Raw genomic sequence first — 24,417 nt, forward strand, 5'->3', positions numbered from 1 at the left:
GCCGCCGTTCACTCGGCCGGGAAGCGCCCCTCGTTGATGGCGACCTTCTCCCTCAAGGCCGCGTCGAGGTCCACGTCGAGGACGTCGGCGAGGCGGAGCAGGTAGCTGAGGACGTCGGCCATCTCCATGCGGACGGCGTGGGCCTTGGCGGGGTCGTGCATGACCTCGGCGGACTCCCGCGGGTCGAGCCACTGGAACTCCGCCGCGAGTTCGCCGGCCTCGCCGGCGAGGGCCATGGCGAGGTTCTTGGGGGTGTGGAAGCGGCCCCAGTCGCGCCGGTCGGCGAAGTCGGCGAGCAGCTTCTGCAGGTCGGGGATGCTCATTGGGACAGGTCTACCACCGATCCGCGCCCGGTCCGGCGCCCGGTCCGGGATGCCCGGCCGGGTGCGGGCGGCGGGTGTCGGAGGGCGGCGCTAGAGTCGCGCCGTGACCATTGGGCAGATCGTGGACGCGAACGACGAATCGGCGCCGCTCGGCGGCTTCCTGGCGGCGCAGGAGCCCGCGTGGCTGGCCGAGCAGCTGCTGCGGATCGCCGACGACGATCCGGTGGTGCGGGTGCGGCTGCTGGGCGCGGCCGGTGCGGACGGCGCGGTGCCGGCCTGCCGCGAGCTGCTGGAGCGCGCCGTCACCGGCTTCGTGCCGTACGTGGACGACGACGCGCTCCACGTGGGCGACGGCGGCTGGGAGCGGCTGGAGCGCGCCCTCGGCGCGCTCGAGGACCTGATCGAGTACGGCTATGCCGCCGAGGTCGCCCGGCTGGCGGCCGAGGCGGTCGAGCTGTACGAGCGGACCCACGGCGACGCCGAGGGCGAGCACGGCGAGCGGCTGGCGGAGATCGCCGAGTCGGCGGCCGGGCCGGCCGGCGGCTGACCGGTCCGCCGCGGGGCGGGGCTCAGTCCGCGTCCGAGCGGGACCGGATGAACGCCTCGATCCCGTCGAGCATGCGCTCCAGGCCGAAGGCGAAGACGTCGTCGGCGTCGGGGAGCCCGTGGACCAGGCCGCTGCGGGCCACGTGGGGGAAGCGGCGGAAGTCGACCCTGCGGCCCAGGAAGTCCACCTGGGCGGTGAACCATTCGGCGGCCTGGATGCTGTCGCGCCGCTCGGCCTCGGCGATGTCGCCGGCGGTGCGCGCGACGCCGCGCACGTAGGCGTCGACGGTCTCGATGACCATCACCTTCTCGCGGCCGTCCAGGTCCGTGTCGTCCAGGACGCGCAGCGCGGAGTCGTACCACGCCATCAGGTTGGGGCCGGGCAGCGGGCGGACCGCGGCCACCTGGAGGGCCCAGGGGCTGCGCCGGAACCCGATCCAGTCCTCGTGCGCCCAGGCCGTGAACTTGGCCCGCCAGTCGCCGGGGACGGTGTGCGGCAGCGCGGCGTCCGCGGCGACGGCGTCGAGCATGAGCGCGAGCAGCTCGGTCTTGCCCGGGACGTAGGTGTAGAGGGTCGTGGTGCCGACGCCGAGCCGGGCGGCCACCCGCCGCATGGACAGCGCGGCCAGGCCCTCGGCGTCGGCGATCTCGATCGCCGCCCGCACGATCCCGGCCAGTTCCAGCCCTTGGCGCGGGCCCCGGCTCGGGCGGGGCGCGTTTCCCCACAGCAGCTCCAGCGCGCGGGTGGGGTCCTGGGCACTCATGTCGGTCGTCATCTTGACTCATCCTAGGAACTCCGCATAGCGTTCGGAGTATTGAAACTCCGAACACTGTTCCAGGTTTTCCGACCCGGCCTCGAGAAGGGGGCACCGATGACGCAGACGGGTGAGCCGGCCGCGCGGGCGGTCCGGCGTGGGGCGGTGCGGCCCGGGGAGCGCGTCCTGGCACCCGACCTCGCCCGGGGGGCGATGCTGCTGCTGATCGTGCTGTCCAACACCACCTTCTACCTGTGGGCGGCGCGGTACGGGCCCTCGGGCTGGCATCCCGTGGACGGCTCCGCGCTCGACCGGGCCGTCCAGTTCGCGATGATCGTGGGACTCGACCTGCGGGTCTATCCGCTGTTCGCCTTCCTGTTCGGCTACGGCATGATGCAGCTCTTCCTGCGCCAGACGGCGGCGGGCACCTCCGAGCGCGCGGCCGCGGCGCTGCTGCGGCGGCGGAGCCTCTGGCTGCTGGTGTTCGGCTTCGCGCACGCCGCGCTGCTGATGGCCGGCGACATCCTCGGGGTCTACGGCCTGCTGAGCCTGCTGCTCGGCGCCCTGTTCCTGCGCCGTGCGGAGCGCACGGTGCTGGTGTGGGCGGCGGTCGGCGCCGCGCTGATGCTGGTGCTGCTGGCGTCCACGGTGCTGTGGCTGCTCTCGGGCTCGCTGCCGGCCGGGGGCGGCGCGGCCGAGCCGTCCTTCGCGCTGTACGGGGCCGACGAGTCCGATCCACTGGCCGCGGCCGCCACCCGGCTGAGCACCTGGGCCTCCCTGCTGGTCACGGCGCCGCTGGGGATCACCTTCGAGGTGGCGATGCTGCTGGGCTTCTGGGCGGCGCGCCGGCGGGTGCTGGAGGAGACCCACCGCCACCTCCGGCTGCTGTGGGGCGTGGCCGTGGCCGGGATCGCGCTGGGCTGGCTGGGCGGCCTGCCCGCGGCGCTCGCGCACGTCGGCGTGTTCTCGGTGCCGGCGGCCGCGCTGGGGGATTTCGGGCCGATCTTCCTGATCCAGAGCTACACCGGCCTGCCGGGCGGCCTGGGGTACGTCGCCGCCTTCGCGCTCGTCGCCCACTACCTGCCCTCGCGGCTGCGCTCGACGGTCCCGGTGGTGGCGGTGGCCGCCGTGGGGCGGCGCTCGCTGTCGAGCTATCTGGCGCACTCGCTGCTGTTCTCCCCCGTCCTGGCCGCCTGGGGGCTCGGGCTGGGGGCGGCGCTGAGCAGCGCCACCATGGCGCTGTATGCGGTGGCGGTGTGGGCGGCGACCGCCGCGGCGGCCTACGCGATGGAACGTACCGGGCGGCGGGGGCCGGCCGAGGTGCTGCTGCGGCGGCTGGTCTACCGCGACGCCGAGCGCAGCGCGGCCCCCGCCGGCCCTGGTGCGGAGTCCAGACCGGGCTAGCACCCGCGCAAGGCCGGGTGCGGGGGCGCTCGCACGCCCGTCCGTCTCCGCCCGGGTGCAGTTCGGCACTCGCTTCCGCATCCGGCCAGATGTACCGACATCTCTACGGATTCACCGTCTCGTCGCGGGATGATGGTGTCCCCGACACGTGAGGCCGGTGGATGGCACGAACCCGCGGCAGACGGCGTCCACGCCGACGTCAGCGCCGCCGCTCGCGCGGCGCCTTAAGCGAGTTGCGGGCGGCGCTGGCCGCCTTGGCCCTGCTGGCGGCGGTGGGCCTGGTGGTGTGGGTCGCCGGCAACTGGGCGCAGGTTTGGCCGTGGCTGGCGGGCGGCGCCGGGGTGGCACTGCCGCTGGCCGCGGCGCTGCTGGTGCTGTGGCGGCGCGAGCAGGCGAACCGGCGCCGCTGGTGGCTGCGCGCGAACGCGAATCTCGGCCGGATCGACGCGATGCCCGGCATCGCCTTCGAGGTCTACGTCGCCGAGCTGCTGCGGCGCGACGGCTATACGCGGGTGGTGGTCCACGGCGGCGCCAACGACGGCGGGGTCGACATCACCTGCCGGTCGCCGGACGGCCGGCCCGTCGCCGTCCAGTGCAAGCGCTGGCGCTCCCCGGTGCCGGCCCACGAGATCCGCGACCTCCTCGGCGCGCTGGCCAGCACCCACCGCGGGCATGTCGGCGTCTTCGTGACCAGCAGCCGCTTCACCGGGCCCGCGGTCCAGGCGGCGCACGGCTCGCCGGTCGTGCTGGTGGACCGGGCGTCGCTGGCCCGCTGGATCGACCGGTCCCCGCCCGCGCTACCGGCCCGGTGACCGGCTCCGGCGCCGGTCCGGCCGGGCCGGGTGCCCTCGCCGGCCGGGCCGCCGCTCACGGGTGCAGCGGCAGCCCCTTGAAGGCCGCCGACACCGCGTTGCGCGGCCCGTATACGGCGATCCCCACCAGCCGCAGCTGCTCGCTGGGCACCGCGCGCACGGCCGCGCGGTTGTCCTCGTCATTGTCGGTGCCGAACAGCTCCTCGGTGTAGACGCCCACCCGCAGTCCGCGCCCAAGCGCCCTGTCGCGGGCCCGGGCCAGTCCGGTCGCGTCGGCGAGGTGCACCAGGACAGGCTGCCCGATCATCGGCAGGTAGCGGACGCCCGAGGCGTCCTCGTAGGGCTTGCCCACCAGTCCGTCCACCTCACCGGCGACACCCCCGGCGAGGAAGGCCGTCACATTGAGCCGCTGCCACACCGCCAGGTCGTCCCGGACGGCAATGGCGATCTTGGTCTCGAAGCGCATGCGCCGATCATGGCGCCGGACCGGCCGGGGGTCTTGAACGCTGGTGCGCTGGTCCGCCCCAGCGCCGTGGCCGTGTTCTCGGGCGGTCGCGCGCACCGCCTGAGCAGCCCGCCGGTGCGCGCGACCGGTGACCGCTCGCCGTCACCCGGTCGCGCTAGTGTGACGCGGTGAGCGAGGACGCCCCCGCCTGGGCCTACGAGCGGGCGGAGCTCCGCCCGTACGACCCGCGGTGGGCGGTGCGCGCGGCGGCGGAGTGCGAGCGGCTGGGCGATCTGCTGGCGCCGTGGCTGCTCTCCGGTGTGGTGCACATCGGTTCGACGGCCGTGCCCGGGCTCGCCGCCAAGCCGGTCATCGACCTGATGGCCTCCGTGGCCGATCTGGACACCGCGGTGGGCCGGGCGTCCGAGCGGCTCGCCGCCGACGGCTGGTGCCTGGTGCCGCCGGACCTGGACCGGCGGAGCTGGCGGCGCTTCTTCGTCAAGCCGGACCCGTCGGGCCGTCGCCGCCAGGCGCACCTGCACCTGATCCGGGCCGGACACCCGCGGTGGGCCGAGCAGGTCCGCTTCCGCGACGCGCTTCGCCGCGACCGCCGGCTCGCACAGAGGTACGCGGACCTGAAGCGCCGACTGGCGGAGCGGCACGGACACGACCGCGAGGCGTACACGGCGGCCAAGGCGGAGTTCGTGGCGAGCGTCCTGGCGGAGCACGGCCGTCCCGGCACGCCTCGTTGACGGACGGCGCGGTGGCCGGGTCCCGAGGCGGCGGCCGCGTATCACCGCCAGGCCGTCCACGGCCTCCGTCCGTTCCCGTCTACCATCCATGAGCCCGGGACGTGGCAGGAGGTGGAACCGATGACGGCAGGCCGCGACTGGGTGCGGTACTGGCGGGATCCGGGGCGGCCGCTGGAGGCGATGGCGGCCCACTTCGAGCGGCACGTCTACCACCGGCACAGCCACGACGCCTACTCCTTCGGCGTCACCGAGGAGGGCGCGCAGGCGTTCAGCTGCCGCGGCGCGGCGCACACCAGCGCGGCGGGCATGGTGATGGCCTTCAACCCCGATGATCCGCACGACGGCCGCGCCGCCGACGCGCTCGGGTTCACCTACCGGATCGTGCACATCGGGCCCGACCTGATCCGCGCCCTGCTCGCCGACGTGACCGGCGGAGCTGCCGCGCTCCCGCTCTTCGCGCGTCCCGTCGTCCACGACCCCGTGCTCGCACGCGCGCTGCGCCGCCTGCACAGCGCGCTCCTCGGCGGCGCCGACACCCTGCGACGCGATGAAGAACTGGCGGCCGCGGTCGCCGCCATGGTGCGCCGCTCCGCCACCCGCGGGCTCTCGGCGCCGTCCCCCGCCGCCGACGCCGACCGCACGGCCGCCCAGGTCCGCGAGCTGCTGCACGAGCGGATGCCGGCCGACATCACCCTGGACGAGCTGGCGAAGGGCCGCAGCCGCTTCGCCGTCTACCGCGACTTCCGCGCCCGCTACGGCATGGCGCCCAGCGACTACCTCCGCCAGCTGCGGCTGCGCGCCGCACGCGCGCTGCTGGCCGCGGGAGTGCCGCCCGCCGAGGCGGCCGGCCGCGTCGGCTTCGCCGACCAGAGCCATCTCACCCGCTGGTTCGGCCGCTACTACGGGATCACCCCGGCCGGCTACGCCCGCGGCCGCGCCTCCGTGGCGAGCCCGAGGTAGGCGAGGAACTCGGCTTCGCCGATCAGCTCGATGGCCTGCCCCTTCTCCCGGTACGCCTCGGCCTGGCGCTGCTTGCCGGTCGGGCCGCCCAGTTCGGCGCGGCCGATCACCAGGATGTCGGTCTTCTTGGTGACGTTCTTGGCCGGCCGTCCCCCGGCCTCGGCGATCCGCTGCCAGGCCTCGGGTTTCGGCATGGAGGCGAGATCACCGGTGACGCACACCGTCCGCCCGTACAGCGGGCCCGCGGGGTCGGCGTCGGCGACCGGCTCCGGCAGGGGGGCGCGCGCCTCCGCCTGCCACTGGTCGTACCGGGCCGCGCGGCCGGCGCCGCCGGGCGCGGCGGCCGGACGCGAGGGCGCGCCGCCGCGCCCGGCGGCCAGCCTGGACATCGGCCCCAGTCCGGTCAGCGATGTCGCGCCGTGCGTGCGCAGGGCCGCGAGCATGATGTGCGCGGCCGCCTCGGCGTCGGCGTCGGCGCTGTGGTGCCGGCGCAGCTGGTGGCCGATGTGGGCGCAGACGGTGGGCAGCTTGTGGTTGGGCAGCACCGACCAGGTGCGCCGCGCGACGGCGAGCGTGCACGCGTAGTCGACGTCCGGCCAGCCCAGCCCGGTGTGGCCGCACGCCGTCCTGAGCACCCCGATGTCGAACACCGCGTTGTGCGCCACCAGCGGTGCGCCCCGGTTGAAGGCGAGCAGCCGCTCGAAGACCTCGGGCCATTCGGGCGCCCCGGCGACGTCGTCGGCGGTGATGCCGTGCACGGCGATGTTGTACGGCGAGAAGAACCCGACCCCCCGCGGCGGCCGTACCAGGCTGGTGAAGCGGTCGACGAGCCTGCCGTCTTCGACCCGGACCGCCCCGACCGAGCACACGCTGCCGCGGTCGTGGTTGGCCGTTTCGAAATCGATCGCGACCCAGGCCCCGGACAATGATCGACACCGCCCGTCATGTAGTTGACTGTTGGACTGCTGTTCGACTCTATCGCCGCCCGGCGGTACCGCGTCGGCGTTTCCGCGCGGGCGGCACGACATACGGAGGACTCATGCTGTTCGGGGCAGAGCACGTGCGGCGCTACCGGGAGACCGACGGCGCCGAGGGGCATGACTGGCAGAACACGACCGTGCTGCTCCTCACCACCACCGGGCGCAAGACCGGCCTGGAGCGCACCACGCCGCTGATCTACCAGACCGACGGGGACGACTACGTGGTGGTCGCCTCCAACGGCGGCGAACCGGACCACCCGCTGTGGTACAAGAACCTGGTCGCGGACCCGAACGTGACGGTGCAGGTCTGGGGTGACCGCTTCGCCGCGGTGGCGCACACCGCCGACGCCGAGGAGAAGGCTCGGCTCTGGCCGAAGATGACCGCGACCTGGCCCGCGTACGACCAGTACCAGACCAAGACGGACCGCCCGATCCCGGTGGTCGTCCTGCGTCGCGCCTGACGTCGGCGAATCGCGCCTCGGAACCGTCCGGCGGACGGTTCCGAGGCGCTTGCGCTGCCCAGGTCGCACGCGAGGAGCCGGTCGATGCCGTCCGGACCGTGCCCGGTTCCGGGCCGGCCCGCCGACGAGCCGTCGATGCGGCCGTCTGGACCCTTCCTCGCACCGGCCGGGCCGAGACGGTCGTACGCGGGCGGACCCGCCATGCCCGGAGGGGGACCGTCGCCGGGCTGCTGCGGCCGGGCGTAGGTCGGATTCAACGGGCCACTGAGCTGGTTCAGCGCGTACACGATCCTGATGTGCACCGCAGTGGCCAGCCGCGGCACAGGTCGGCGTACTGATCCGCCACCCGCTGTCGGGAGGTGCGTGCGTACACCGCACCTGTTTCCGCCCGGTCGGACCCCGTGCGTGCACGGTTCTGGCCACCACCTGATGTGCACGGACTCCGGCTCGGTACACCGCACAGCCGTCGTCCTTGGTCGGCCAGATCCCGCGTAGCCCGGACAAAGGGCCGCGCTCCCGCACGCCACAGCGGCCGAGGCCGACGCCTCCCCCGACCGGCCCGCCATGACGGCGTGCCGATCGGAGACTCGCGCATCAGCAGGCCACGGTGCTCCCGAACCGACGCTGCGACGGCCCCGGCGTCGTACTCGAACATGTCAGCGAAGCCCGGCACGGCCGGCCGGAGCCACCCGAGAACCGTCCCTCACCTGCGGTGACGAGCCGCGTTCACTCTCCCCCGCGGCCCCCGCTCTCCACCGCACGGCCGCCGCCTCCACGCGAGGGCGGCTCGTGTCGGCGGTCGCTGTCCCGCCGTCGCCCGCGCATCCCGACAGCCGGTCCCGCACCCGCACCCGCATGGAGTGGAGCCGCGTCCGATCAGCCCGCCACAATGATCACGCAATTGAGTACGCACTTGGGAACCGCTCCATGATCCACGGCGTCGATATACGCGTTCACCCCTTTTGGACGGAGAAGTGAATCATGGCCACTCCCCTGCCCGCCGAACTCGTCACCGTTCGCGTGCTCCTTTTCGTCTTCGCCGGGCTGACGGCGGCGCTCACACTCCTCGGCATCGCCCTTTCCGGCGCGGACGCCTACACGCTCGGCTATTTCACCGTGTTCGCGGCGCCCGGCGCCATCGCGCTCGCGCTCGCCCTGCGCCTCCCGAAGGGCCGCCGCCCGCTGTTCTGGAGCATCATCGCCTGGTCAGGGCTTGTCCTGCTCCTCGCGCTGTCGAATCTGGCCGAGACGCCGAGCGCGTTCGTGCAGATGCTCATCCCAGGGCTGACGCTCTACTTCGTCACCCGCAAGAAGCCCCGTGCACGGCTGCGCTGATTTCCGCCGCATCGACACCGGTCGAAGCCTCGCGCACAGCGCGCCCTTCCTGACCTGATTCCGGCCGCGGCGACCGCGGCCACCGCTTCCCGTTCTCGTCCCGGCGCGCACAATGCGCCGCCCGCTCTGTTCCGCATGCCCGGACAAGTGCGTACTCAGTCGAGTGAGGTTCCGATGCGACGACGTCCCCGCGCCGACCGCGGCGCAAGCGCCGTGGAGTACGCGGCTCTGATCGTGTTATCGGCCGCCGTCCTGGCGGCGCTCTCCGGAGTGTTCGCCCCGGTCGGGCCCTCCGTGGCGGACGCGGTCGAGCGCCTGTTCAATCCGGGTGCCGCCCCGTCCGACCTGGCCGGAACCGACCCGAATGCGCCCCCGACGGACGACGGCGCCGCCCCGGCCGTGAGCGGCCCAGGGTCGCCACCCGACCTCGGCGGCTTGGCGGCCGACTTCACGTCCGGGCTGGTGAACGGCCTCGGCGCGTCGCCGACCACCCCGCCGGACGGCGGCGAGCCATCGCTGCCGACCTGGGACGACTACCTGGACCGGCTCGGCCGGGCATTCCCCGCCTTCGTCTCCGGCGTCGGCGGCGCAGCCCTGGACGAGCTCGAGTCCACGATCGACATGCTCACCGACCCGGTCGGCTACGTCGTCGACACCACCACCGCCGTATACGAGCAGTGGCAGCGGCACAACTCCGAATACGCCCCCGACGCCGCCGCCCGGTACGCCGAGGGCGACTACCTCGGCGCCCTGTGGGAGAGCGCCGTCGGCGCCGCCGACTGGCACTTCGTCTCCGCCCCGTGGAGCGCCGGCGGACTGGCCTCCGGCCTGTTCAACAGCATCATCGACGAGGAGGTCCGCTCGGGCTGGACCGAAGCCGGCTGCCACCGCCTCGGCGCCGGCATGACCACCGAGGAAGTGGCCCGCTGCAACGAGGTCATCGGCCGCGTCGGCTGGAACCTCGGCTCCTACTTCATCCCGGGCGCCGGCTGGATCACCAAACCGGCCCGCCTCCTCGACATCATCTCCGGCACCGCCCCCACAACCCGCGGCGACGACGAACCCCCGTCCGTCGCCGCCCCAGACAACCGCCCGGACGAACGCCAGGACGCAGGCGATGCCCCACAGGGCGAGCAGCACCAAGACGACCGCCCCGGCTCCGCCTGCCGGACCAACAGCTTCGTGCCCGGCACCCCGGTCCTACTGGCCGACGGCTCCACCACCCCGATCGAGGACATCACCGTCGGCGACCTCGTCTGGGCCGCCGACCCCCTGACCGGCGAACAGGGCCCCCGCGAGGTGACGCACCTGATCACGGGGACCGGCCAGAAGCACCTGGTCTCCATCACCGTCGACACCGACGGCGACGGCCACGGCGACCAGACCATCACGGCCACCGACGAGCACCCGTTCTGGCTGCCGGAGGAGCAGGAGTGGGCGGAGGCAGGTGAACTACGTCCCGATCGCCTGCTTCAGACATCGATCGGCGACCACGTTCGGATCACCGAGACCCGGCAATGGATGCGACCAGCGCAGACGGTGCACAACCTGACAATCACAGATCTCCACACATATCACGTCGGCCCGGCCAGAGAAGCAGTCCTGGTACACAATGCCGCCGCCGAGTGCCCAACGGATGAACCCGAAAGTCCGTCATCCGCGAGGCCAACCCCATCGACAGCGGCTCCGATCCAGGTGGGCGAGCCTTATTACCATAGAATCGAGACGGAACATGGTGCCATGGAGATAATCGCTGAGACCTCAGCCGACGGAACGACACTCCACTTCTCCGATCTGGCACTTTATCCTGCCGACTCACGAGAACTAGGGCGCGGCGACCTTGGAGTCGCCGGTGCGGCCCGTCTGCTACGAGAAATACGACAAGTTATCGGCCCTCAAGCAGCCAGACAGGGGTTCACCGAGATACGTGTGACCGCCGTCCGAGCAACTGGAAATGTCGGCCATCAAGTCGACTTCACGATTCCGATTCAGCACTGAGGACACCATGCCAACGAGCAGTCCAGACGATGCGCACGACTCTGCCGCACACGAGCCTGCCGAAATGAGAACGGATGACGAAGACCTTATTCGCACAGCGCGGGAATCAGGAGGCTCGGTCGTCCAATGCATCAAGACACTGATCGAGGTGAGAGGCTACTCAGTCGCCCGAGCCAAAGAGGTCGTACATCGCAGCGAGACCTGGGCCGACGCACTGCAAGCACATGAGCGGTTCCATGAATCCATCGAGGAAGCCACGAGAAGGGAAACAAACTCATAGGGAGCTCTTCCTTCCACTATCCGCAGGAGTGGGCACGGGGCCGGCACATCCGCGGGCGAGGACGGGATCGGGTACGGACTGGCATGGGAGCACGGATCCGGCCATGTCGTCGCGGCGTCCGTTGACGCGGAGACGGTGCGGCGGCACAGCCTCTTTTGCGACAAGTGGGGCATCCGCCAGTACGCGCCGGCGGAGCCGCCCGAGGGCAGTTGGCACCTCTGCTCGATCGGTCGCGAATCAGGCGGGAAGGCGGATGACCAGTGAGCACTGATTCGATCGGTGACGCGCTTCTCGGCCTGGATGGACAGCAGCGCCCGCGTCTCGAATCGCAGCCACTACACAGGAGGACGCAATTGGTCGACAAGGAGTTGCCGGTGAAGATCTCCGCAGAGGACAAAGAGCTGACCGAAGCGATTCCAGTCCAGGTCAATCCTCAATACTCATCCAATATATATAACCTGCTCATGAGTTGGCAGGGTCATGTCGCCAGGATCAGAAGTGAACTCGACCTTCCCGACTCGGATACGTCGATCTGGGGCGTTCACGACCTGAAGGCGACTCTGATCATTCGCGACTTCAATGAGAGACCCCTGGGACTGATCGAATCCAGTACACGGGAGAAGGTCGAGGCAATATTGAGCGAAATCGATCAACTGTTCAGATCCTACACGGAAGAAGATCCGAGAAATATGATCGACTATATCGACAGCGACGAACCGGATCCTGGACGAGGATGGTGGTGGAATCGGATCCCAGTTCGAGGTCCGATCCGCAGAGAACTGGACGTGATATACGGCCGGTTCCAGCGCCGCATCTGACAAGAATGGGGGCGCAGCGAGTCCGTTCCCGCAGTTCTCCGGAATGGGCCGGAAGGGTTGTGATCGTGGATGTCTGACGCCCGGATTCCGGTCCTCCAGCCGCGGGCCTGGCCCACTGATGCACGGACTGCGGAGGCGCTCCGGATTCATCTTGAGTGGCGGGCGGCCGGTGGCCGCTCTGGACGTGAGCTGGTCGGAGATCCGGAGTGCGACTTCCGGGGTGCGGACTTGTCCGGACTTGATCTCGCGTGGTTGCACCTGTGGGGTGTGAACTTCGCCGGGGTCAGGATGGTCGGGGTCGACCTGTCCAAGGCGCAACTGGTCGGCGCGATCCTCGACGGCGCGGATCTGAGCGGAGCGCGACTGGTCAAGACCGAAGCGAACTCGTGCCTCGCACGTGGGACCGTGTTCGCGGACACCGACATGCTCGGCATCCGCATGAACAACGCCGAGCTCCGCGACGCGAGCCTGCGACGCGCTCGACTGAACGGAGCACATCTGTCCCGGTCCGATCTGCGCGGCGCCGATTTCCGGGGGGTCGTTTTCGGGCCGCCCGGCCCTGGGGGCCGCACCGTTGTGACCGAGGCCCGCGTGGACGGATGCCGCGTGGAGGGGGCCGGCGGGTCGGTGCGTGGCCCGGTGGACGTCCAGGACTCGGGCGGTGGTGAGCGTGTGCTGATCGGCGGTGCGCGGCTGGTCGCGTGGTTCGCCGAACGGGGCGCTGCCGAAGTCCACGTCGAAGAGTGACGACGGTCGCCGCTAGCAGTAGCGACGCGCCCGGGCCCGACCTTGCCGCGTTGATGCCGATTTCCCGCTGAGACGCCCCAGGGCCGCCCCGGCCGGATGCCGGGGCGGCCCTGAGGGCCCTTGCGGGTGTGCGGGTTACTTCCGCAGTAGTGACCGCAGCACGTACTGCAGGATGCCGCCGTTGCGGAAGTAGTCGGCTTCGCCGGGGGTGTCGATGCGGACGACGGCGTCGAACTCCACGCCCGTGTCGGTGGTGACCTTGACGGTGCGGGGGGTGCGGCCTTCGTTGAGTTCGGTGATGCCGGTGATGGAGAAGGTCTCCTCACCGGTGAGGCCGAGGGATTCGGCGGAGGTGCCCTCGGGGAACTGGAGCGGGAGCACGCCCATGCCGATCAGGTTGGAGCGGTGGATGCGCTCGTAGGACTCGGTGATGACGGCGCGGACGCCCAGGAGGGCGGTGCCCTTGGCGGCCCAGTCGCGCGAGGAGCCGGAGCCGTACTCCTTGCCGCCGAGGACCACCAGCGGGGTCTTGGCGGCGGCGTAGTTCTGGGCGGCGTCGTAGATGGTGGTGACGGGGGCGCCGTCCTGGGTGAAGTCGCGGGTGAAGCCGCCCTCGGTTCCGGGGGCGAGCTGGTTGCGGAGCCGGATGTTGGCGAAGGTGCCGCGGATCATGACCTCGTGGTTGCCGCGGCGCGAGCCGTAGGAGTTGAAGTCGCGGCGCTGCACGCCGTGGGAGCGCAGGTACTCGCCGGCCGGGCTGTCGGGCTTGATGGAGCCGGCCGGTGAGATGTGGTCGGTGGTGACGGAGTCGCCGAGCTTGGCCAGCACGCGGGCGCCGGCGATGTCGGCGACCGGCTCCGGCTCGGGCGCCATGCCCTCGAAGTACGGGGGCTTGCGCACGTAGGTGGAGTCGGTGTCCCAGGCGAAGGTGTCGCCTTCGGGTGTGGGCAGCTCGCGCCAGCGCTCGTCGCCGGCGAACACGTCGGAGTAGGCGTCGGTGTACATCTCCGACGCGATGGCGCTGTCGATGACCTCCTGCACCTCGGCCGGGCTGGGCCAGATGTCGGACAGGTAGACGGGTTCGCCGTCGGCGCCGGTGCCGAGGGGTTCGGTGGTGAGGTCGACGTCCATCGAGCCGGCCAGCGCGTAGGCGACCACCAGCGGCGGCGAGGCCAGGTAGTTCATCTTCACGTCGGGGTTGATGCGGCCCTCGAAGTTGCGGTTGCCGGACAGGACGGCGGTGACGGCGAGGTCGGCGTCGTTGACGGCGGCCGAGATCTCCTCGGGCAGCGGCCCGGAGTTGCCGATGCAGGTGGTGCAGCCGTAGCCGACGAGGTTGAAGCCGAGCTTGTCGAGGTACGGGGTGAGGCCGGAGCGCTCGAAGTAGTCGGTGACGACCTTGGAGCCGGGCGCGAGGGAGGTCTTCACCCAGGGCTTGCGGGTGAGGCCCTTCTCGACGGCCTTCTTGGCCAGCAGCGCGGCGCCGAGCATGACCGACGGGTTGGAGGTGTTGGTGCAGGAGGTGATGGCGGCGATGACGACGGCGCCGTGGTCGATCTCGGTGACGGTGCCGTCGTCCATGGTGACCCGGGTGGGCCGGTGCGGGCGGCGGACCAGCTTGTCGGTGGTGTGGCCGCCGGCGGAGCCGGCGCCGCCGTCGATGTAGGTGGGCGAGTCGGAGGCCGGGAAGGACTCCGCGGACGCCTCGTCGACGCCGTTCTCGATGCCGTCGTCGTGGACGTAGTCGCGCACATTGGCCCGCCAGGTCGGCTTGGCCTCCGACAGGGCGATGCGGTCCTGCGGCCGCTTGGGGCCGGCGATGGACGGCACCACGGTGGCGAGGTCGAGTTCGAGGTACTCGGAGTAGCGGGCCTCGCGGGCGGGGTCGTGCCACAGGCCCTGGGCCTTGGCGTAGGCCTCGACCAGCGCGGTCTGCTCGGCGCTGCGGCCGGTGAGGGAGAGGTAGCGGATGGTCTCGTCGTCGATCGGGAAGATCGCGGCGGTGGAGCCGAACTCGGGGCTCATATTGCCGATGGTGGCCCGGTTGGCCAGCGGCACCGCGGCCACGCCGTCGCCGTAGAACTCGACGAACTTGCCGACGACGCCGTGCTTGCGCAGCATCTCGGTGATGGTGAGCACCAGGTCGGTGGCGGTGCAGCCCTGGGGCAGCTCGCCGGTGAGCTTGAAGCCGACGACGCGCGGGATGAGCATGGAGATCGGCTGGCCGAGCATGGCGGCCTCGGCCTCGATGCCGCCGACGCCCCAGCCGAGGATGCCCAGGCCGTTCTGCATGGTGGTGTGGGAGTCGGTGCCGACGCAGGTGTCGGGGTAGGCGGCGGGCAGGCCGCTTGCGCCGCCCTCGCGCACCATGGTGACCCGGGCCAGGTGCTCGATGTTGGCCTGGTGCACGATGCCAGTGCCGGGCGGGACGACCTTGAACTCGTCGAAGGCGGTCTGGCCCCAGCGCAGGAACTGGTAGCGCTCGCGGTTGCGCTCGTACTCGATGGCGACGTTGCGCTCGAAGGCGTCGGGGCGGCCGAAGACGTCGACGATCACGGAGTGGTCGATGACGAGTTCGGCGGGGGCGAGCGGGTTGATCCGGGTGGGGTCGCCGCCCAGATCCCGCACGGCCTCGCGCATGGTGGCCAGGTCGACCACGCACGGGACGCCGGTGAAGTCCTGCATGATCACCCGCGCGGGGGTGAACTGGATCTCCTTGCTGGGCGCGGCGTCGGCCTCCCAGCCGGCCAGCGCGCGGATGTCGTCGGCGGTGACATTGGCGCCGTCCTCGGTGCGCAGCAGGTTCTCCAGCAGCACCTTCAGGCTGTAGGGCAGGTCTGCCGCGCCCTCGACGGCATCCAGCCGGTGGATCTCATAGGACGCGTCGCCGACGCGCAGCGTGTCTCGGCTGCCGAAGCTGTTCGCGGACACGGTCGATGACCTCCTGCTCCTTCAAAGCCGTTGGATCGCCGCCGCCCGGCGTCCTGCCGCACCCGCGATGCGGACGGGTGCGTGCGCGGCGGACCTCGGTGTCCGTCGGACCGGCGGCGGCGAACTATCTCGATATCAAGCTATCGGGCTTGTATCTCGACATCAAGTTAACAGGGTGCGGCGCGGACCCGGCGGGCGGCACCACGCACGCCCGCTGCCCGTCAGTCCCAGCGAATCACGCCGAACAGCGAGGAGTAGGTGTCGGTCCACACCGGGCCGCCCTCGGGCAGCGGCCGCCAGTCCTCGGAGCGCTCCCCCAGCGGCGCCAGATCGGCCTCGGAGCGGCCGATGACGACCCACTGGGACACCGAGGACTGCGGCTCCGAACCCGCCGCGGTACGGGTCAGTGCCGTCAGTCCGGCGCTGCGCGCGGTGGCGCCCACCATCGGCTCCAGGTCGAGCGCCCGGTTGCTGATGTGCAGCGCTATCACGCCGCCCGGCGCGAGCCGGTCGGCGAAGGCGGTCAGCGCCTCCCGGGTCAGCAGGTGGGCCGGGATCGCGTCCGAGGTGAAGGCGTCCAGCACGATGACGCCGTATCCGGCCTCGGCCTCGGACAGGGCGAGCCGCCCGTCGCCCACGATCGTGCGGGTCTCGCACAGGCAGTCGTCGAGGTAGCTGAAGAGGTCTGGGTCGGTGGCGACGTCGACCATCTCGGGGTCGATCTCGTAGAAGTCGAACTGCTGGCCGGCCTGCCCGTAGGCGGCCACCGCCCCGGTGCCCAGGCCCACCACGGCGATGCGCGGGCTGCGCTCGGGCGCGCCGTAGCCGGCGAAGACGTCGCCCAGCGGCCCGCTCCGGGAGTAGTAGCTGACCGGCGTGCGCCGCCCGATCGGGTCGAGCAGCTGGGTGCCGTGCACGGTGGTGCCGTGGGAGAGGGAGCGGTAGTCCTCGCCCTGCCGGACCACGTAGCTGCCGAAGAAGGTGCGGCCCCGCAGCAGCACGCCGTCGCCGGCCGAGGCGATGGTCATCGCCAGCACCAGCCCGCCGCCGAGGGCTGCCAGCACCGCCGCGCCCAGGCCACGGCGCGAGGCGAAGGACAGCACGGCCCAGGCGGCGCCGAGGGCGAAGGTGGCCAGCAGCAGCGCGAGCTGCTCGAGGACCATCGCCAGGTAGGCGGTTGCCAGCGCGGCGCCGATCAGGCCGAAGCGGACCCACGCCCGCCCGCTCACCTTCGCGACCAGCCCCGAGGGGGTGCGCGTCATGGCGAGCAGCAGGACGGCGGCGACCAGGGCGATCGGGTACTCCAGCACGCGGTCGAAGACCACGGGCGCCACGACGCCGTTGAACAGGCTGCCGAGGGCGCCGCCCAGCGAGACCAGGAGGAAGTACTCGGTCAGGTGGGCCGGCGAGGGCCGGTCGGCGGCGAGTAGGCCGTGGGCGGCCAGCGAGACGACGGTGAGCACGCCCATGCTCAGCACCATCGCCGTCGGGATGCCGACCAGGTCGGGCATGGCCGCGATGAGCAGGACCGGCAGGCAGCACACGGCCGCGGCGTCGACGGCGCCGGCGACCCAGCCGTGGCGGCGGGTGCCGAAGGCGATGATGAAGGTGCCCAGGTACAGGGCGAGCGGCAGCACCCACAGCAGCGGCACCGCGGCGACGTCGGTGGACATGTGGGTGGTGACGCCCAGCATCAGCGAGGACGGCAGCGCCGCCAGCGCCAGCCACCGCAGCCGGCGCCGCCAGCCCAGGCGCTCGACGGCGGCCGCCGCGGCCGCCGCCTCCCGCTTCAGCGCCTTCTTCGGCCGGGTGGTGGCCCGCGCCGGGGCCGCCGCGGCGGCCTCGGCCGCGGGGGCCGCGCCCGCGGTGGACCGGGCCCGCCGCCAGGTCACGATCCCGCAGGCGCCCAGCAGCACGACGAAGGCGCCGTAGCCGACCGCCCACCACACGGCCTGCTCGCCGACCTCCAGCACCGGCTCCACGGCGAAGGGGTAGGCGACCAGCGCGACCAGGCTGCCGACGTTGCTGGCCGCGTAGAGGAAGTAGGGGTCGCGGGAGCGCGGCAGGCCCAGGGTGGCGTACCAGGCCTGCGCGAGCGGCCCGGTCGTGCTGACCACCGCGAAGGGCAGGCCGACCATGACGGCGAGCACCAGCAGCAGCCAGGCCGCGACCGGCACGGACTCACCGGGGGCCGCCCAGGCCGGCAGGGTGACCGGGAGCACCGCCAGCGGCGCCAGCAGCAGCGCGATGTGCAGCAGCGGGTGCCACCGGCCCAGCAGGCGCGGCACGTAGTGGGAGTAGGCGTAGCCGGCCAGGAGGACGACCTGGAAGAACAGCACGGACGTGGTCCACACCGAGGACGCGCCGCCGTAGGGCGGCAGCAGCATCTTGGCGACCATCGGCTGCACGGCGAACAGCAGCAGCGCGCTCAGCAGGATCGCGGAGGTGAACAGGGTGTTCAGCAGCCACACCCGCGGGCGGAGCGGGCCGGAGACCGACGGCGCCTCGGCCTCCTCGACGGTTGTCATGGATCGGGTCTCCCTGGCTTGATGACGGGCCTACGTTACTGGCCGCGACGGTGTGCGCGCGTAGGCCCGTGGACCCAAAACCGGCGGGCGGCGCGGGGCGGATCCGGCCGGCCGAGGCGGGACGCGTGTGCCGCTTTTCATGACATCCGCGTCCTGATTCGGCCAGACCGGCGGAAAAGCGGCAGTTCAGTGCGCGCGCCGGCTTCCGCGTCCGACACAATGATCGCTCCGGGCCATCGGCCCGTGCCCCACTCACCCCTGTGTCCCAGTCGAGGAAATCGTGTCCCTCAATATGTGGTTGCGGCCCGTCGCCGCGATGGTCGTCGGAGTGTTCCTGCTGATCGGCGGGGTGGTGACACTGACGCAGACCGAGGTCATGTGCGGCGGCGACGCCATGCAGCCGGGCGACACCTGCGTCGAGACCGACGGGAGCCGGCGCACCGAGCGCAGCTACGAGGAGCAGGCCGCCAACAACCGCACCACGGCGACCGTGATGCTCGTCCTCGGGCCGCTGGTGTCGGTCGGCGGCGGGGTGTGGCTGATGCTGAACCGGCGCGCCGTGCGCAGGGTGCAGGCGCAGCACGGGGGCGGGCCGCGGCCGCCGGCCCCCGGGTACCGGCCGCAGCAGCAGCCGCAGCAGGCGCCCTACGGGCAGCAGCCGTACGGGCGGCAGCAGCCGCAGCCCGGGTACCGGCCGCAGCCCCACGGCCACCCCCAGCAGGGGTACCCGCAGCAGGCGCAGGCCCCGTACGGGCAGCAGCCGTACCCGCCGCAGCCGGGCGGGCCGCCGCGGCAGCCCGACTACGGCGGGTTCCCCCCGCAGCAGCCGCCCCGGCGCTGAGGCGCGGCGGCATGCGCCGACGCCCCCGGGCGGTCCCCGACGAGGGGCGCCCGGGGGCGTCGGTGTGCCGGAGCCGCCTCAGACGTGCGGCAGGATCTCGGACGCGATGAGTTCGAGGTGGTCCAGGTCGGACAGGTCCAGGCACTGGAGGTAGACGCGCTCGGTGCCGACCTCGGCGAAGCGGCCGATCTTGTCGATGATCTCGGCCGGGGTGCCGGCCAGGCCGTTGGCGCGCAGTTCGGCGACCTCCCGGCCGACGGCGGCGGCGCGCTTGGCGATCTCGCCTTCGTCGCGGCCCGCGATCACGATCTGGGCGACGGAGAAGACCGGCGGGCGGGGCCGGCCGAGGGCGGCCGACGCCTCGCGGACGCGGTCGAAAGCGGCCGAGGACGCGGCGACGTCCACGAAGGCGGCGTTGAACTCGTCGGCGTGCCGGGCGGCCAGCCGGGGGGTGCGCTTCTTGCCGTTGCCGCCGATCAGCACCGGCGGGCGCGGCCGCTGGGCCGGCTTGGGCAGTGCGGGCGAGCCGCTGAGCCGGTAGTGGGTCCCCTGGTAGCCGAAGGTCTCACCCGGCGGGGTGGCCCACAGGCCGGTGATGACCTCCAGCTGCTCCTCGAAGCGGTCGAAGCGCTCCTTGACCGAGGGGAAGGGGATGCCGTAGGCGGTGTGCTCGTCCTCGAACCATCCGGTGCCCAGCCCGAACTCGATCCGCCCGCCGCTCATGTCGTCGACCTGCGCGACGCTGACGGCCAGCGGGCCGGGCGCGCGGAAGGTGGCGGCCGTCATCAGGGTGCCGAGCCTGATCCGGGTGGTCTCCCTCGCCAGCCCGGCGAGGGTGATCCAGGCGTCGGTGGGCCCGGGCAGGCCGCTGACGTCCCCCATCTTCAGGTAGTGGTCGGAGCGGAAGAAGGCGTCGAAGCCGAGTTCCTCGGCGGCGCGGGCGATCCGCAGCAGGGTGTCGTAGTCGGCGCCCTGCTGCGGCTCGGTGAAGATCCGGAGTTTCATAGGCCCATTGTGTCAGCGGATGATCACCGGTCCCCGCCGTAGCCGGGGTCCAGGCGCCGTGTCGCCTGCGGGCCCTCGGGCTGCTCGGGCTCGGGGGCCGGGCGGTAGACGTGGGTGGACGTGGCGTCCTCATCGGCCGGGGGCACGATCTGGGTGGCGCCGGCGTCGTCGGGCGCGCCCGAGCCGCCGGGCGGGGTGGGGCGGTACACCTCGGTGGAGGTGGCGTCGGAGCCGCCGCCGGAGCCGCCGAGCACCTGGGTGGCGCCCGCGCCGGGCTCGCCGCCGCCCTGGCCGCCGCCGGGCGGCAGCACCTCGGTGGAGCCGCCGACCGCGGCCGGGGTGTCGGTGCCCGGCTGGTAGACCTGGGTGGAGCCGGCGGGGGACGCGGGCGCCGGCTCGCCGCCGCCCAGGCCGCCGCCGGGCTGGTAGACCTGGGTGGAGCCGACGCTGGGGCCCGGCGGCGGGGTGAGGCCGCCGCCCACGGACTGGGTGGCGGTGGCGTCGTCGTCGGGCCGGACGCCGCTGTAGGGGTCGGAGCCCATCACCTGGGTGCCCTGCGGGCCCGCCTGGGGCTCGCCGGGGTGGGGCGGCGGGGCCTCGCCGCCCTGCGGGCCGCCCTGCCCGGGCGCGGGGGCGGCGCCCCACACGGGCTGCTGGCGGGGGCCGGCCTGCGGACCGTAGCCGGGGGGCTGGGCGGCGGGCGGGTAGCCGCCGTACCCGCCGGCCTGCGCCTGGTGGGTCTGCTGCTCGTAGCCCTGGGGCGGCTGCTCGCCGTAGCCGGGGGCGCCGCCGTGCTGGGGCTGGTGGGCGGGGCGGCCGGGCTCGCCGTAGGGAGTCTGCGGCGGCTGGCCGCCCGGCTGCTGCCCCTGCTGCCCGTACCCGGGCTGCGGAGCGCCGCCGTAGGGCGCGTAGGGGTCCTGCGGCCCGGACGGGGTCTGCTGCGGGTAGGGCGGCTGGGCGGCCTGCTGCGGGTCCGGCGCGCCGTAGGGCGCGGCCGACTGCCCGGTCTGGCCGTAGGGGCCCGGGGGGTACTCGCCGCCGGCGGGGTAGCCGCCCGGCCGGCCGTAGGGCGCGGGCCCGCCGCCGGTGGGGGCGTGCTGGGAGGTCTGGCCGTGGCCGCCCTGGTGCGGGTGCGCGCCCGTCGGCGGCCCGTAGGGCTGCTGCTGCGCGGGGTCGTAGCCGTAGCCGCCGTACCCGCCCTGCTGGCCGGTGGGCTGCTGCCCCGGCAGGCCCGACGGGCCGTATCCCTGCTGCCCGGGGAAGGGCGAGGGGGTGCCCGTGCCGCGCGACTTCCTGCCGTTCGCCCGCATGAGGAAGACGACGACTCCGACGATGACGGCGATCACCACGAGCGCCACCACGATGAGGACCACGCCTCTCATCCGCCCACCCTGTTCTTCCGGTTCTGCCGGTTCCTACGCTTCGTGCCCGGTACGGCCGGCCGGCTGCCGCTTCCGTCCGCGCCGCGGACACCACCGAACGTAATGCACGGAGCGCGCGGGCACCAACGGGCGGACCGGCCGCCGGCTCAGTTGCGGTCCGGCGGCCGCCTGGACCGCGTCGCCAGGAACACCGCCAGCACGACGGCGCCCACCACGGCGACCGCCCCGACCGCCAGCGCTGCCAGCACGAGCAGGGAACCGCCGATTGACACCATCGCTCCTCCTCGCGGGCCGCGGGCCCGGCGCTCGGCTACCTGGCCAGGACGGCCAGGCACTCGACGTGCTGGGTCATCGGGAACGCGTCGAAGGCGCGCAGGTCCGTCAGCCGGTAGCCGTGGTCGGCAAAATAGCCGAGATCGCGTGCCAGCGTCGCGGGGTCGCAGGACACATATGCGACACGGTTCGGCCGGAGCTGCGCGATCCGGTCGACGGTCTGGCGGCCCGCCCCGGCGCGCGGGGGGTCCAGGACCAGGCCGTGGACGCGGAGGTCGGCGTAGCCGCCGAGCACCGCGGCGGCGTCGCCGCGCTCCACCCGCACCTGCGGGAGATCGCGCAGGTTGTGCTCGGCGTCCTTGACAGCGCCGGCGGCGGACTCCACGCCCAGCACCCGGCCGTCTGCGCCGACCCGCTCCGCGAGCGCCCCGGCGAACAGGCCGGCGCCGCAGTAGAGGTCGATGTGGGTCTCGCCGGGCTGGGGGTCGAGGGCCTTGAGGACGGCGTCGGTGAGGGTGTCGGCCGCGCCGGGGTGGACCTGCCAGAAGCCGCTGCCGGTGACCCGCCAGTCGCGGCCGGCCGCGCGTTCGCGCACGCCGCGGCGGCCGCGCACCGGCTCCACGGCGCCGCCGCGGCGGCCGCGGCCGGCGAAGGAGCGCAGCAGTGCGGTGGAGGCGCCCAGCTGGGGCAGGGCGGGCAGTTTGGCCCCGGTGGGGGTGACGATCACGGCGCGGTCGCCGGTGGCGGCGCCGGTGACGGCCTCGACGGCGGCGACCCCTGGCCAGGAGCGGCCGGGGACGTCGAGATCGTCGATGCCCTGGTGGGCGATGAGGCAGCGGTCGATCGGCTCGATGTCGTGGGAGCGGTGGCGCCGGAGGCCGGCGCGCCCCTCGGGGTCCACCGCGAACTGCACGCGGGTGCGCCAGCCGAGGCCGTCGGCGGCGCCGGGCAGCTCCTCAACGGTGACCTCGCGCTCGATGCCGGCCACCCGGCGCAGCTGCTCGGCGACGACCTCGGCCTTGAGGCGGCGCTGGGCGTCGAGGGAGGCGTGCTGCCAGTCGCAGCCGCCGCAGCGGCCGGGTCCGGCGAAGGGGCACGGCGGGGTGACGCGGTCGGGTGAGGAGCTGAGGATCTCGACGGCGTCGGCGCGCAGGAACCGGCTGCCGCGGTCGGTGATCCGGGCGCGCACCCGCTCCCCCGGCAGGGCGTGGCGGACGAAGACCACCCGGCCGTCGTGCCGGGCGACGCACATGCCGCCGTTGGCCACGGCGCCGACGTCCAGTTCGAGCAGGTTCTGCGTCGTTGCGTTCACATACCCACCGTAGTGAACCCGGTGGGGTCCCCGCGCCACCCTGCGAGGCGGGATACTGGGGTGGTTCACGTACGGTGATCCGCGGCCGACCGCCGCCGGGTACCGTCGAACGCGCGGCGGGGCGCGAGCGCGCCCCGGCACGATGGACCCGGCACGAAGGAGTGGTGAACGACCCGTGCATGTGGTGATCATGGGCTGCGGCCGGGTGGGGTCGACCCTGGCCCTGACCCTGGAGGAACTCGGCCACTCGGTGGCGGTCATCGACCGCGATCCCGACGCCTTCCGGCGGCTGCGCTCGTCGTTCAAGGGCCGCAGGGTCACCGGCACGGGCTTCGACCGCGACGTGCTCATGGACGCCGGGATCGAGCAGGCCGAGGCGTTCGCGGCGGTGAGCAGCGGCGACAACTCCAACATCATCTCCGCGCGGGTGGCCAGGGAGACCTTCGGGGTGCCGCACGTCGTGGCGCGCATCTACGATCCGCGCCGCGCCGAGGTGTACCAGCGGCTGGGCATCCCCACCGTCGCCACGGTGCGCTGGACGGCCGACCAGATGCTGCGCCGGCTGCTGCCCGACGGCATGGAGCCGCTGTGGCGGGATCCGTCGGGCGCGCTGGTGCTGGCGCAGGTGAGGGTGGCCGCCCGCTGGACGGACCGGCCGGTGGAGGCGCTGGAGGCCGCCGCGGGGCACCGCATCGCCTTCGTCAACCGGCTGGGCGAGGCCGTGGTGCCGCCGCCCGGCGACCGGCTGCGGGCCGGCGACATCGTGCACGTGCTGGCCCCTGAGGAGACCGTGGTGCGCATCGAGCAGGCACTGGCCGACGACGGCGCGGAGGGTGGTCGGTGATGCGGGTGGCCATCGCGGGCGCCGGGGCCGTCGGGCGGTCGATCGCCGAGGAGCTGCTGTCCAACGGGCACGAGGTGCTGCTGATCGACAAGAGCCCCCGCGAGATCAAGCTCGACGAGCTGCCGGGGGCGGAGTGGCTGCTGGCCGACGCCTGCGAGATCGCCTCGCTGGAGGACGCCGGGCTGGAGCGCTTCCACGTGGTGGTGGCGGCCAGCGGCGACGACAAAGTGAACCTGGTGGTGTCGCTGCTGGCCAAGACGGAGTTCGGTGTGCCGCGGGTGGTGGCCAGGATCAACCTGCCCAAGAACGAGTGGCTGTTCACCGAGGCGTGGGGGGTGGACATCGCGGTGTCCACACCGCGGCTGATGTCGGCGCTGATCGAGGAGGCGGTCACCCCCAGCGAGCTGGTGCCGCTGCTGGCCTTCCCCTCCAGCAACGCGAACCTGGTCAGCATCATGCTGGACGACGGTGCCCCCTGGGTGGGAGTGCCCTCGGCCGCGGTGCCGCTGCCGGCCGACACCGCGCTGGTGGCGATCGTGCGGCGCGGCTCGGTGGTGGTGCCTTCGGACAAGACCAGCCTCGCCGCGGGCGACGAACTGCTGTTCGTCACCACCGAGGCGGTCGAGGAGGAGCTGAGCGAGCTGCTGACCGGCGAGGGCTGAGTCTGCGGGCGCGGCCGGCCGGC

General features: G+C 72.8%; 23 protein-coding genes. 13 read left to right on the forward strand and 10 right to left on the reverse strand.

Annotation, left to right across the window (positions count from 1 at the left end; all coding sequences use genetic code 11):
* Positions 1–8: 8 nt before the first annotated feature.
* A complete protein-coding gene (locus CLV72_RS28470) occupies positions 9–323 on the reverse strand; it encodes a nucleotide pyrophosphohydrolase (protein ID WP_106252614.1) in 315 nt (104 codons plus the stop codon).
* A gap of 103 nt (positions 324–426) precedes the next feature.
* Here CLV72_RS28470 and CLV72_RS32490 point away from each other — a divergent pair, with 103 nt between their 5' ends.
* On the forward strand, positions 427–870 hold the full coding sequence (locus tag CLV72_RS32490; protein ID WP_106252617.1) for a hypothetical protein: 444 nt from the start codon (positions 427–429) through the stop codon (positions 868–870).
* Between the two features lie 22 nt (positions 871–892).
* Here the strand turns inward: CLV72_RS32490 and CLV72_RS28480 are convergent, their stop codons facing one another.
* Complete coding sequence (locus CLV72_RS28480) at positions 893–1,645, reverse strand: TetR/AcrR family transcriptional regulator (protein WP_245930497.1); 753 nt, start codon at positions 1,643–1,645, stop codon at positions 893–895.
* A 96-nt stretch (positions 1,646–1,741) separates the two neighbouring features.
* Here CLV72_RS28480 and CLV72_RS28485 point away from each other — a divergent pair, with 96 nt between their 5' ends.
* The gene (locus CLV72_RS28485; RefSeq protein WP_211303152.1) at positions 1,742–3,028 is read left to right on the forward strand and encodes a DUF418 domain-containing protein; all 1,287 of its coding nucleotides are present in this window, start codon (positions 1,742–1,744) and stop codon (positions 3,026–3,028) included.
* Between the two features lie 233 nt (positions 3,029–3,261).
* Positions 3,262–3,840, forward strand: a complete 579-nt coding sequence (locus tag CLV72_RS28490) for a restriction endonuclease (RefSeq protein WP_245930498.1) — start codon at positions 3,262–3,264, stop codon at positions 3,838–3,840.
* Between the two features lie 55 nt (positions 3,841–3,895).
* Here the strand turns inward: CLV72_RS28490 and CLV72_RS28495 are convergent, their stop codons facing one another.
* Positions 3,896–4,306, reverse strand: a complete 411-nt coding sequence (locus tag CLV72_RS28495; RefSeq protein WP_106252623.1) for a DUF2000 domain-containing protein — start codon at positions 4,304–4,306, stop codon at positions 3,896–3,898.
* A gap of 167 nt (positions 4,307–4,473) precedes the next feature.
* On the opposite strand from CLV72_RS28495, the gene CLV72_RS28500 reads away from it, so the two are divergent.
* Entirely contained in the window at positions 4,474–5,037 is a 564-nt protein-coding gene (locus CLV72_RS28500; RefSeq protein WP_106252625.1) for a GrpB family protein, read from the forward strand.
* A gap of 120 nt (positions 5,038–5,157) precedes the next feature.
* Positions 5,158–5,997, forward strand: a complete 840-nt coding sequence (locus CLV72_RS28505; RefSeq protein ID WP_245930499.1) for an AraC family transcriptional regulator — start codon at positions 5,158–5,160, stop codon at positions 5,995–5,997.
* On the opposite strand, the gene CLV72_RS28510 is transcribed toward CLV72_RS28505, so the two are convergent.
* Complete coding sequence (locus CLV72_RS28510) at positions 5,958–6,923, reverse strand: exonuclease domain-containing protein (protein ID WP_106252627.1); 966 nt, start codon at positions 6,921–6,923, stop codon at positions 5,958–5,960. The two genes, CLV72_RS28505 and CLV72_RS28510, sit on opposite strands and share 40 nt — an antisense overlap.
* Positions 6,924–7,036: 113 nt before the next feature.
* Between CLV72_RS28510 and CLV72_RS28515 the strand changes: the two genes are divergently transcribed.
* From CLV72_RS28515 to CLV72_RS28530, 5 genes are all read left to right on the forward strand, one after another.
* A complete protein-coding gene (locus tag CLV72_RS28515; protein ID WP_106252630.1) occupies positions 7,037–7,438 on the forward strand; it encodes a nitroreductase family deazaflavin-dependent oxidoreductase in 402 nt (133 codons plus the stop codon).
* Positions 7,439–8,419: 981 nt separating this feature from the next.
* Complete coding sequence (locus CLV72_RS28520) at positions 8,420–8,773, forward strand: hypothetical protein (protein ID WP_106252632.1); 354 nt, start codon at positions 8,420–8,422, stop codon at positions 8,771–8,773.
* 174 nt (positions 8,774–8,947) lie between these two features.
* A complete protein-coding gene (locus CLV72_RS28525) occupies positions 8,948–10,771 on the forward strand; it encodes a polymorphic toxin-type HINT domain-containing protein (protein ID WP_170141156.1) in 1,824 nt (607 codons plus the stop codon).
* 540 nt (positions 10,772–11,311) lie between these two features.
* Positions 11,312–11,869, forward strand: a complete 558-nt coding sequence (locus CLV72_RS31915) for a hypothetical protein (RefSeq protein ID WP_146159602.1) — start codon at positions 11,312–11,314, stop codon at positions 11,867–11,869.
* 228 nt (positions 11,870–12,097) lie between these two features.
* The gene (locus tag CLV72_RS28530) at positions 12,098–12,616 is read left to right on the forward strand and encodes a pentapeptide repeat-containing protein (protein ID WP_170141157.1); all 519 of its coding nucleotides are present in this window, start codon (positions 12,098–12,100) and stop codon (positions 12,614–12,616) included.
* A 135-nt stretch (positions 12,617–12,751) separates the two neighbouring features.
* Here the strand turns inward: CLV72_RS28530 and CLV72_RS28535 are convergent, their stop codons facing one another.
* Complete coding sequence (locus CLV72_RS28535) at positions 12,752–15,547, reverse strand: aconitate hydratase (RefSeq protein WP_106252641.1); 2,796 nt, start codon at positions 15,545–15,547, stop codon at positions 12,752–12,754.
* Positions 15,548–15,768: 221 nt separating this feature from the next.
* A complete protein-coding gene (locus CLV72_RS28540) occupies positions 15,769–18,075 on the reverse strand; it encodes a fused MFS transporter/spermidine synthase family protein (protein WP_106252643.1) in 2,307 nt (768 codons plus the stop codon).
* A 280-nt stretch (positions 18,076–18,355) separates the two neighbouring features.
* Between CLV72_RS28540 and CLV72_RS28545 the strand changes: the two genes are divergently transcribed.
* Positions 18,356–18,916 (forward strand): hypothetical protein, encoded by a 561-nt coding sequence (locus CLV72_RS28545; protein WP_146159603.1) that lies wholly within the window; start codon positions 18,356–18,358, stop codon positions 18,914–18,916.
* Between the two features lie 78 nt (positions 18,917–18,994).
* Here CLV72_RS28545 and CLV72_RS28550 read toward each other — a convergent pair whose 3' ends face one another.
* The 4 genes from CLV72_RS28550 to CLV72_RS28560 form a co-directional block, all read right to left on the reverse strand.
* Positions 18,995–19,921, reverse strand: coding sequence for an LLM class F420-dependent oxidoreductase (locus CLV72_RS28550; RefSeq protein WP_106252648.1), 927 nt, complete (start codon positions 19,919–19,921; stop codon positions 18,995–18,997).
* A gap of 23 nt (positions 19,922–19,944) precedes the next feature.
* Positions 19,945–21,303: a hypothetical protein gene (locus tag CLV72_RS28555; RefSeq protein WP_146159604.1), complete on the reverse strand. Its 1,359-nt coding sequence runs from the start codon at positions 21,301–21,303 to the stop codon at positions 19,945–19,947.
* A 146-nt stretch (positions 21,304–21,449) separates the two neighbouring features.
* Positions 21,450–21,578: a hypothetical protein gene (locus tag CLV72_RS33750; protein WP_281262445.1), complete on the reverse strand. Its 129-nt coding sequence runs from the start codon at positions 21,576–21,578 to the stop codon at positions 21,450–21,452.
* A gap of 35 nt (positions 21,579–21,613) precedes the next feature.
* A complete protein-coding gene (locus tag CLV72_RS28560; RefSeq protein WP_245930518.1) occupies positions 21,614–22,828 on the reverse strand; it encodes a class I SAM-dependent RNA methyltransferase in 1,215 nt (404 codons plus the stop codon).
* Between the two features lie 235 nt (positions 22,829–23,063).
* On the opposite strand from CLV72_RS28560, the gene CLV72_RS28565 reads away from it, so the two are divergent.
* Together CLV72_RS28565 and CLV72_RS28570 are read left to right on the forward strand one after the other, a co-directional pair.
* Positions 23,064–23,732: a potassium channel family protein gene (locus CLV72_RS28565; RefSeq protein ID WP_106253035.1), complete on the forward strand. Its 669-nt coding sequence runs from the start codon at positions 23,064–23,066 to the stop codon at positions 23,730–23,732.
* Positions 23,732–24,394, forward strand: coding sequence for a potassium channel family protein (locus CLV72_RS28570; RefSeq protein ID WP_106252654.1), 663 nt, complete (start codon positions 23,732–23,734; stop codon positions 24,392–24,394). Before CLV72_RS28565 ends, CLV72_RS28570 begins: the two co-directional genes overlap by 1 nt.
* Positions 24,395–24,417: the final 23 nt, after the last annotated feature.

The sequence above is a fragment of the Allonocardiopsis opalescens genome (genome assembly GCF_003002095.1).
Lineage (GTDB): Bacteria > Actinomycetota > Actinomycetes > Streptosporangiales > Streptosporangiaceae > Allonocardiopsis > Allonocardiopsis opalescens.